General features: G+C 40.7%; 6 protein-coding genes. 3 read left to right on the top strand and 3 right to left on the bottom strand.

Features of this window, described 5'->3' with window-relative positions:
- Window positions 1-53: 53 nt before the first annotated feature.
- Together EKM65_RS10895 and add are read right to left on the bottom strand one after the other, a co-directional pair.
- Window positions 54-695: a hypothetical protein gene (locus EKM65_RS10895; RefSeq protein ID WP_125608407.1), complete on the bottom strand. Its 642-nt coding sequence runs from the start codon at window positions 693-695 to the stop codon at window positions 54-56.
- A gap of 733 nt (window positions 696-1,428) precedes the next feature.
- Window positions 1,429-2,439 (bottom strand): adenosine deaminase, encoded by a 1,011-nt coding sequence (add, locus tag EKM65_RS10890; protein ID WP_125608405.1) that lies wholly within the window; start codon window positions 2,437-2,439, stop codon window positions 1,429-1,431.
- Between the two features lie 380 nt (window positions 2,440-2,819).
- On the opposite strand from add, the gene EKM65_RS10885 reads away from it, so the two are divergent.
- Both EKM65_RS10885 and EKM65_RS10880 read left to right on the top strand, forming a co-directional pair.
- Window positions 2,820-4,121 carry a pyrimidine-nucleoside phosphorylase gene (locus EKM65_RS10885; RefSeq protein WP_125608403.1) on the top strand — a complete coding sequence of 434 codons (1,302 nt, stop codon included), beginning with the start codon at window positions 2,820-2,822 and terminating at the stop codon, window positions 4,119-4,121.
- Between the two features lie 12 nt (window positions 4,122-4,133).
- Window positions 4,134-5,468 carry a metallophosphoesterase family protein gene (locus EKM65_RS10880; protein ID WP_125608401.1) on the top strand — a complete coding sequence of 445 codons (1,335 nt, stop codon included), beginning with the start codon at window positions 4,134-4,136 and terminating at the stop codon, window positions 5,466-5,468.
- Window positions 5,469-5,653: 185 nt separating this feature from the next.
- Here the strand turns inward: EKM65_RS10880 and EKM65_RS10875 are convergent, their stop codons facing one another.
- Window positions 5,654-6,238: a guanylate kinase gene (locus EKM65_RS10875; protein WP_125608399.1), complete on the bottom strand. Its 585-nt coding sequence runs from the start codon at window positions 6,236-6,238 to the stop codon at window positions 5,654-5,656.
- Between the two features lie 46 nt (window positions 6,239-6,284).
- On the opposite strand from EKM65_RS10875, the gene EKM65_RS10870 reads away from it, so the two are divergent.
- Window positions 6,285-6,515 carry a DUF2187 domain-containing protein gene (locus tag EKM65_RS10870; RefSeq protein ID WP_125608397.1) on the top strand — a complete coding sequence of 77 codons (231 nt, stop codon included), beginning with the start codon at window positions 6,285-6,287 and terminating at the stop codon, window positions 6,513-6,515.
- Window positions 6,516-6,963: the final 448 nt, after the last annotated feature.

Here is a 6,963-nt window from a genome sequence, read left to right as displayed (position 1 = left end):
CATAAAATATGAATATTAATGAAAATACTGATTTAATAGGATTTATCGTGTGGCTAATTTGTTCTTGCAATTTGGGAACAAATCACAACAATGAGCGTTAATCTTTTTGTACTGACGTCTTTTTCATCAGTGCTGCGCATGAATAGCCCGCCACCAAAATAAGAAATCAGTGCCGGCAAAATGTCTGTGTTCCCAACAACATAGGTTGTATTAAGATTATATTTGATGAAATGATTTAATATGATGTGTTTTTCATCGTATCCAGATCGCGCCATATAATTAAAAAGTACGACTTCTTTATCCGAAAATTCAGGATGCTGATAATTAGCTTCATAAAGAATGCGGTTGACTGCACGATAATTTTTATCTTTAAGCCCGGCAATGAACCGTTTAACCAGATTGCGCCATGACTGATGTTGGGGATTTTCTAATGGAAAAATACTCCAATGGGATGAACCATCCTTGTCCAGAATTTGCGTTGCTTCTTCAATCTCTATGTTGGCATAGTAAGCCCCCGTCTGGGCAACTGTCGTTGGTTTTGTTTGCTCTGAAAACGGGTGTGCGCGATCATAGGCATACAAAGATAGTTCGGAGCGATATGTTGGCACAAATAGGAACAGCAGCATTGCACAAAAAAGCAAACTAAAAAGTGCCCACGGTTGCAATTTAAATTCTTTTTTGAGTAATTGCCACATGTTAGCCACTCCCTTTATTTTGTTCGTTGCCCTTATTAGGTTGTTACAATGCTAGAAATATCATCCGGATTAATCAAGGCGAATCATTCTTACTGTTAATAGTTGTGTTAGCCCTATTTAAAAATAGTCGTGCTGAGCGAACTGTAATTCAAATTGTTTATTTGTTGATTATATCACAATTCTAAATTGCTAAATAGCTAATCTTATCAAGATGAATGCGTTGTTTGTTTTTTTATTTTCCGACAATAATCCAAATCATGAAAGGTCTCAAGGTAGAAGAGGAACTTATGCCAGTAAGGTCCTATATCAAACTAGCCGAGGCCATTTACTTATACTGTAATTCACATTCAAAGTCAGATTGGGCGCATGTCGAGGAGATTCTGCAGATCCAAAAATCTTTGGGCTCAATAAATTCTTTCATCGCCTTTAAAGAACAGTGCGAGTCTTTCCTATCTGAAACAAAATAAACTGTTTAAATGCAGTCTGAGAATATTGGGTACACAAAAAAAGCAGCAGTCTAATTAACTGCTGCTTTTTGATATAAAAAACCGTTATCGGATTGATAGCGGCGACTGCGTTCCGATTGGCAGGCTGAAAAATGGAAGTGATTCTTTTGAGACCTTTCATCTCACATGTTTTGAAACATAACCGTAAATAAGTTGCAGCTTGTCAATAACTTTTTCAAATCTACTGCTGCTGAATTATCGTGGAAATACAAACTAGAATGTGTGTCTTAGTAACCCGCGTTTAATTCACCAATCACTCGCCGGCGAATTGTTTCTGAACAGAACGCTGCATTAATCGCATTAAGATTGAATTCATGGAATTGGTCCTTAGTAATACCAAAATACTGCTGCCACAACTCATATTCTTTGGTTAAATTCGTATTTGAAACTGTACGATTGTCGGTATTGATCGTAATTTTAACATGATTTGCCAATAATTCTGCTACCGGATAGCTGGCAATATTAGGAATTGCTTTAGTTTGCAGATTACTCGTCAAACACATTTCCAAAACACCGCCAGCTTGACTGACCTGCTTTTGAAAATCAGGATGACCACCTAAAGCGACACCGTGGCCAAATCGACGAACACCTAATGCCAAAGCGGCCATCACATTATGCACACAATGACTTTCGCCAGCGTGTAAGGTCATGGGGATACCTAATTCCTGCGCCGTTTTAAGGGCCGGTGCAATCACTTCCGTCGGAAAATCTGCCTCATTGCCAGCGAAGTCTCCGCCAACTAATCCCTGCCCTAGAAATGGTTGCGCCGCTTGAAACATCGCCTGACTACGCGCGTTAGAATATTGGCGCATGGCACAAACTAACAAGCCTGACGCCACGCCGAAATCTGTTTTGGCGCGTTGTAATCCCTTAAGCACAGCCGCAATTGCCTCGGCCACACTCAAGTTTTTTTCTGTTGAAAAGTCTGGGGCAAACCGAACTTCAATATAACGCACATTCTCGGCGGCACATTGCTCAATCACATCATAAGCGGCCAGTTCGAGTGCCTCCTTCGTTTGTAAAAGTGGCAAAATCACATCAAAGCGCTTTAAATAAGCTAATAAATTCTCAATATCATCAGGAACACTCACAAGGTCACGCAACGCGGTATCTGTTTGCGGTAACTGAACGTTGGCCATTTGTGCCAACCGGCGAATTGCTTTTAAAGACAATGAACCATCTAAATGACAGTGCAATTCAACTTTAGGTAACGCTTTTAATTCTTGAGCAGTTAACATGATCCACCTCATTTAAATTTATTATCTTCAAGATAGCGTTTTTTCGAAGTGAATTCAACATAGACCGCCTAGAATTACCCTTTAATTATGAAATTTCTTAGGAGCTTGGGTCGCACTTAACCGCGATATTTGTTACACTATGAATAGAATTATACAAAGTTATTTTGGGCGTTTGCTTTAGACATGGGCAAAATCAAATTGCGTTTCACTATTAACTATGTCGCTTTTTGACTTCATTTCGGGTCGGCCAAAATGGCGTGGCTAAAGTATTGGAATTTAGCCTATGATCCCGCGCCAATGCCAAAATAAGGCAAGCGCAATTTTGCTCTCAGTTTCCATGACTTTTTTGTCAATGCAATTATTTTAGGAGGATAATACAAATGCGTATGATTGATTTGATCGCCAAGAAACGCGATCACGAAGTTTTAACTACCGCCGAAATTAATTTTATTATTAACGAATATACGGCCGATAATATTCCTGATTACCAAGTTAGTGCCTTGTTAATGGCTATTTATTTAAATGGCATGACTCACGATGAAACTTCTGCATTAGCTAAGGCGATGCTTGATTCTGGTGAGGTTTTAAACTTAGCCATGATTCCTGGCGTTAAAGTTGATAAGCATTCAACTGGCGGTGTCGGCGATAAGATCAGTATTCCATTAGCGCCATTGGTTGCCAGTGCTGGTGTTAAGAATCCAATGATTTCCGGTCGTGGTTTAGGTCATACTGGTGGTACCTTAGACAAATTAGAGGCTATTCCGGGTTATAACGTTGATGAAACAGTTGATCAATTCATTAAGCAAGTCAGTGAACATGGGACAGCAATTATTAGTGCGACTAAAGATGTGGCTCCTGCTGATCGTAAAATTTATGCTTTGCGCGATGTCACGTCAACGGTAGAATCAATTCCTTTAATCGCCAGCTCGATTATGAGTAAGAAGTTAGCTTCTGGCACCAACGCTTTAGTTTTAGATGTCAAAACTGGTAACGGTGCCTTCATGAAGACGGAAGAACGCGCTCGTAAATTAGCGGAGACGTTAGTTGAAATCGGTCGTCAAAACAACGTTCCTTGTGTAGCTTACTTAACAGATATGAACCAACCATTAGGCTATGCCATTGGTAATGCGAATGAAATTAAAGAATCCATCGACGTTTTACGTGGTGAAGGTCCAAAAGATGTGACTGAATTAACTTTGATTTTAGGTGCAGAAATGTTAGTTCTGGCCGGTATCACAGAGAGCACTGACGAAGCGCGGACAATTCTTGAAGGCCATATTAAAGACGGCAGCGCCCTTGCAGCCTTCAAACAATTAATTACGGATCAAGGCGGCGACGCTAGTGTCGTTGATCATCCTGAGAAGTTGCCCCAAGCAGATGGTCAAGTTGACGTAATTGCCACCACTGCCGGTTATGTGACTGGTATTGAAACGAACGAACTTGGTTTAGCTTCCGTTAAGATTGGTGGCGGCCGCGCTAAGAAAGATGACATTGTTGATCCCGGTGTGGGCATTATCATGCACAAGAAATTAGGCGATGTCGTTGCTGTTGGCGAACCTTTAGCAACCCTTTACGTCAATAACGAAGCTCCCGAAGAAGTTCAAGCGCAAGTGCTCAATAGTTTTAAGATTGGCCCAACGCAACCAGAATTGCCGAAATTAATTCACGAAGTTATTCGTTAGGTTTAAATTGTCATGAACAAATTGACTAATTTTCTTAAGAAACACTGGACTAAACAATTGGCTCAACAAAAGAAGCCCGGTGTTTACACGGTGCCTTTAATTAATGATAACGGTAAAAAAGTTAGTTATAGCCTGATTGTCACGCCAGAACGGCAACAACTTTTATTACCTCAACAAAAAGCGGACGGGCTTACTGGTCCGCTTTATTTTCGTAGCTATTCAACTTACTTTAAGCGTTATAACGCGCTAACTGAGATTCCTTTGGGACCACGGCAATTCGTCAAGCAATATTTACAAGATTTCTCCGAAAAGATCAGCCCGAAATTAACACCGGCTTCATTAACGTTGGGCGTCGTCACGGACACGCACGATAAAGCCGACGTTAATTACACGTATTATGGCAGCAACGGTTTACAGCACATCGCAGAATTAAACTTGCTTGATCAAACCGGCCTGCTCGATTTCAAAGGCCATTTAGGAGACGCCATCGACGGCTCCGACACTGGTAGTATTAGTCAGGCTCACTTAGGCAAAATCGTTGCCATACTTAATCAAGATAAGACTCCTTTTTTCATGGCTAAGGGTAATCATGATGAAAACGACAAATATGACGAGAAACTTTTTCAACAACACCCTAGTTTTCAAGCTAACACTTACGGCAATCTTGTCTATAAGAAGTTGTTTGCTCAACCGCAAATTAACCACTTAAGTTACCAAACTGGTCTTAGTTATTTCGACAAAGGGCACGTTCGCGTCATCTCGATTAACACCAGTGATGTACCTTACTTGATTGCTGCGAACGGCCTTAAAAAATATGACGTGAAATTAACGCTGGCCATTCGTCAACAACAAATTGCCGAACTCATTACCATTCTCCAACAAAGTCAAACTAAACAGATCGTTATTTTGGGTCATGCCAACCTATTAAAGGCTGATGGGGGTGACGGCCTACAATATAACGGCCATGCTGTCCACGAGCTGCTCGTCGCCTTTAATCGTCATTTAAAGGGACGTTTGCAACCAAGGCAGACTAATCCAGATTTTGCGGTCGATTTACCTTTTGATTTCAGTCAGAATAAATCCGGACAAATCTGGGCTTATATTTGTGGCCACTTGCATACTGAAAATGCTTATCAAATCAATGGTATTCAATATGTCCTTTTGAATTGCAGCGCCTTAATGGGGCGAGACCACGCCTTAACAACGACGTACAATCGTGCCTGGAATCGTCGGCAAGGTACGCTGACGGAATTTGCTGGTTATGTGATCGACATCAACGCACAAACACGACAGTTGCAAGTGTTTGGTTACGGTGCCGCATCACCCGAACGATCCTTTCAATTCTAAAATAAAAAATAGCTGTGTGGTTAAAAAGTGGAGAAAAGTCGCTGTCAGACTTTCCTCCACTTTTTTAATCAACAACAGCTATTTTTTTAATGATTCAGCAAGATAATTTATAAAAATCAGTCTTAAGTCTTGTGAATAAATTTTAGAATATGCTATACTCTTTCGTATCATTCATTGAAACACCGTTATTCTGAAAAGTTTTGGCGAATTTCTGCCTTAATAATTGCGTCGACTTGCTGTTTTGCTGCCAGCCAATTATCATTGTTGATCATTTTGGCAATTGATTGCAAAGCTGGCGGCACTTGCAAATCGCGCTTTGATTCCGCACTTGCTAATCTTTTCTCAATTTCAGTAGGTTGATCACCGCGTGCTTCTAATCTTGGTAATAGCACTTCCGGATTGGAAACGGTCATAAATAAGACCACGATCTGTTGACGCATCACTTGCGCGTAGGCCTCTGCCCCTTTAGTCTCCACAACTAAGCTGACGTAGGGTTGACGCCGCCACGCTCGTTGTAGCGCCTCGCGTGATGAACCATAATGATAGCCCGAATAACTGACCGACTCAATGTAATGATTCTGACTAAAACTTGTTTCAGTTTCAAAGTAATAATCGCGTCCATCAAGCTCGTTAGCCCGTGGTGGCCGTGTTGTGTGGGTGATGACACGTTGAATGCCATAATTGTCACGCAGATAATTACTAATCGTTGTTTTGCCGGTACCAGAAGCGCCGGTAATAATAAACAATTTATTGGTAACTGTTTTACTCATAACGACTCCTAATTTACGAAAATTAATTAGATTGTGGGGAACACTAATGAAAATTTCAGATATTCATGTTGGCGATACATTAAATTGTCACGTTAAGGAAGATATGGAACGCGACTTTGTCGGTATTGTCGAAAAAATTTACGAAAACTCCGCTTTGCTCACGATTACAGAAAGCGACGCGCTTGATAAAAGCAATGTGATTGAATTAAATAACAAAATCGTGGTTAGTCATAGCGGTCTGTCACCAATCGCAGCGCGTAAATCAATTGCACAGTAATTGATGAAGTCTGGTTCAAGTTTTATTTGAACCAGACTTTTTTGATTGCAATGATTGAACGAGTTTAAAAACACGCGCTTTATTGTAAGTGCTAAGCCCTAAAACTGTTATTGTTGTGCTTCTTCGTGCCTGCGGGAAATGCGCTGGTGGAACGCCGTGGGCTCGACTTTAAGCCAATCACAGATTGTCTTAAAGCTCGGCCTTGCCGTAAATGGTAAACCATTAACGAGAATTTCACAGCTGACCGCGATTTTCCTCCAGCACTGACGAAAGTGCGTTAGTACAACTAAACTTCTAATTTATACTTCTCAAAATTGAAAGGTAGTTTAACCACTCGTCAATTCAGCGCTTACGCAAAGGTTGCCAGCTTATTTGTTTAGTGAGGGAAAATAAATACCGCTCAGTGGTGAAATTGTTGTTAGTAATTTATTACTTACAACAAGACCTG

It is taken from the genome of Lapidilactobacillus bayanensis, from assembly GCF_003946695.1.
GTDB lineage: Bacteria > Bacillota > Bacilli > Lactobacillales > Lactobacillaceae > Lapidilactobacillus > Lapidilactobacillus bayanensis.
This window is presented reverse-complemented; position numbering and strand designations above follow the sequence as displayed.

Excerpts from the sequence above, each read along its gene's own strand:
- EKM65_RS10895 (WP_125608407.1), bottom strand. The coding sequence starts at position 695 with ATGTGGCAATTACTCAAAAAAGAATTTAAATTGCAACCGTGGGCACTT.
- add (WP_125608405.1), bottom strand. The coding sequence starts at position 2,439 with ATGTTAACTGCTCAAGAATTAAAAGCGTTACCTAAAGTTGAATTGCAC.
- EKM65_RS10885 (WP_125608403.1), top strand. The coding sequence starts at position 2,820 with ATGCGTATGATTGATTTGATCGCCAAGAAACGCGATCACGAAGTTTTA.
- EKM65_RS10880 (WP_125608401.1), top strand. The coding sequence starts at position 4,134 with ATGAACAAATTGACTAATTTTCTTAAGAAACACTGGACTAAACAATTG.
- EKM65_RS10875 (WP_125608399.1), bottom strand. The coding sequence starts at position 6,238 with ATGAGTAAAACAGTTACCAATAAATTGTTTATTATTACCGGCGCTTCT.
- EKM65_RS10870 (WP_125608397.1), top strand. The coding sequence starts at position 6,285 with ATGAAAATTTCAGATATTCATGTTGGCGATACATTAAATTGTCACGTT.